The following is a 1599-nucleotide window of genomic DNA, read 5'->3' as shown; positions in this document are numbered from 1 at the left end:
GGAACTCCGTCGATGATCGTGTTCGGGCCGTGTGCGGTCCGGATCGCATCCGAGCCGGTGTCCTCGCCGGGGTCCCCACCGGAGGTCATGACGGCGATCAGCACCACGACCAACAGCACCACCGCACCGATCACGGTTGGGCGCACCCACTTACCGCCGCCCCATCCGAACAGGCCACCCTTCGGGCTGCTGCCGCCGGTCCCCGTCGCGAACGTCGGCCCCGACGCCGGGGTGGTACTCACCGAGGAAAAGTCTTTCACCATGTCCTTCTCAATTCTGTTGAAGTTCGTTTATGCACAACAGCTCTCACGGAACTAACTGCCGCGGATGCGGGGCGTGGAAACGCGACCCCGGCGTCAGCCACCGACGACGAACAAGATCGCGCCGATGATCACGCCGCCAGCGGCAAGGCAGCCGAAGGCCACCCCGGCGACCCTGGCCTCGGAAGAGGCATCAGCCATTTCAGTGCCGTATCCACCGGCCTTCGCTGCCCGAATCTTGTAGAGCGCGGCGAAGAACTTGATCGCCGCGGCACCGAGGAGCACACCCCAGATCGAGCCGAAGACCCGAACCCACACGTTGTTGAAAGCGGGGCCCAGGAAATCCAGCGTCGGCACGATCCCTTCGGTGGGATTGCGGATCTGCGCCGAGGCGGGGCCAGCGGCAAGTACGGACATCGTCAGTAGCGTCACCGTCACCGCAGCCGCGGACATCAGTCGGCGGACTCCCTGGTGACGCTGCGTGTTCCGATGGGGCCTGGTCATTGTTTCTCCTTCGGTGGTGGTCGGTGGCGTGCTTCGGTCGGTGAAGCCGGCGCTGATCAACGTCGTCCATTCGGTGGGGTGGACCGGTCCGGGAACGGCTCCGGGCGCGGTGCCCGGTCATACGGCGAGTCGTAGCCCGGCTGGGCGTACCGCGCCGGTACCGGCGGGTAGGGGTCGGTGCGCCCGAAGCGCGGTGCCAGTCGAGGGACCTCCGGCGGGCGCTGCATCTGCTGAGGTGCGAACGAGTCGGACATCGACTGCACCCGGCCCTGCGCCCCGTAGGCCAACAGGTCAGCGATTTCGGCGGCGATGTTCGTGTAGGCCTCGATCGTGGGCTGCGCCAATCGGTCGTAGGCGATCCGGTTTCCGGACGCGAACTGCGGCTCGTACGGCACTCCCCGGATGATGTTCTGGACCCCGAGGCGCCCGAACTCTTCCATGACACTGCCTTCGAGGCCCGGGTCCGATTCGGGGGTGGCCGTGGTCAAGATGAGTGCCGAGCGAACCAGCTCGTCGAGCCCGCGAGCGGCGAGCCCCTCGAGCATCCGGTAGGCCTGCTTTGCCATGTCGGTGCGCAACGGCAACGGCACCACCAACAGGTCCGAGTGCTCGACGGCCCACAGCCAGTTCGCGGCCAAGGGGTTGTTGCCGGTGTCGATGAAGATCAGGTCCCGGTGCCGGCGCAGTACGGCCATCAGGGCCGCGCAATCGTCCCATCCGATTCCACGTTCGCGGGTGGTCGAGTTGTCCGCGGCCAGCACCTCGTCGAGCGTCGGTTGCAGGCGCAGATAGTTCCCCAACGCCCCGGACACCGCCGACGCGGACGCCAGTTCGG

At 66.9% G+C, this 1599-nt stretch carries 2 protein-coding genes and 1 pseudogene; all 3 read right to left on the bottom strand.

The genetic code is table 11. The features are described 5' to 3' along the window. Nucleotides 1-242, bottom strand: a pseudogene (locus WAW17_RS07070) (hypothetical protein); the annotation flags it as partial. 114 nt (nucleotides 243-356) lie between these two features. Then, nucleotides 357-764: a hypothetical protein gene (locus tag WAW17_RS07065; RefSeq protein WP_422332286.1), complete on the bottom strand. Its 408-nt coding sequence runs from the start codon at nucleotides 762-764 to the stop codon at nucleotides 357-359. A gap of 56 nt (nucleotides 765-820) precedes the next feature. Beyond that, on the bottom strand, nucleotides 821-1599 hold a 779-nt coding region (locus WAW17_RS07060), incomplete at its 5' end, for a MinD/ParA family ATP-binding protein (RefSeq protein WP_422332285.1).

Origin of the sequence: Rhodococcus sp. (in: high G+C Gram-positive bacteria), from assembly GCF_049286785.1 — a bacterium.
Taxonomy (GTDB): Bacteria; Actinomycetota; Actinomycetes; order Mycobacteriales; family Mycobacteriaceae; genus Rhodococcus_F.
This window is presented reverse-complemented; position numbering and strand designations above follow the sequence as displayed.

Bases quoted from the DNA above. Each gene is read 5' to 3' on its own strand.
- WAW17_RS07065 (WP_422332286.1), bottom strand. From the start codon at position 764: ATGACCAGGCCCCATCGGAACACGCAGCGTCACCAGGGAGTCCGCCGA.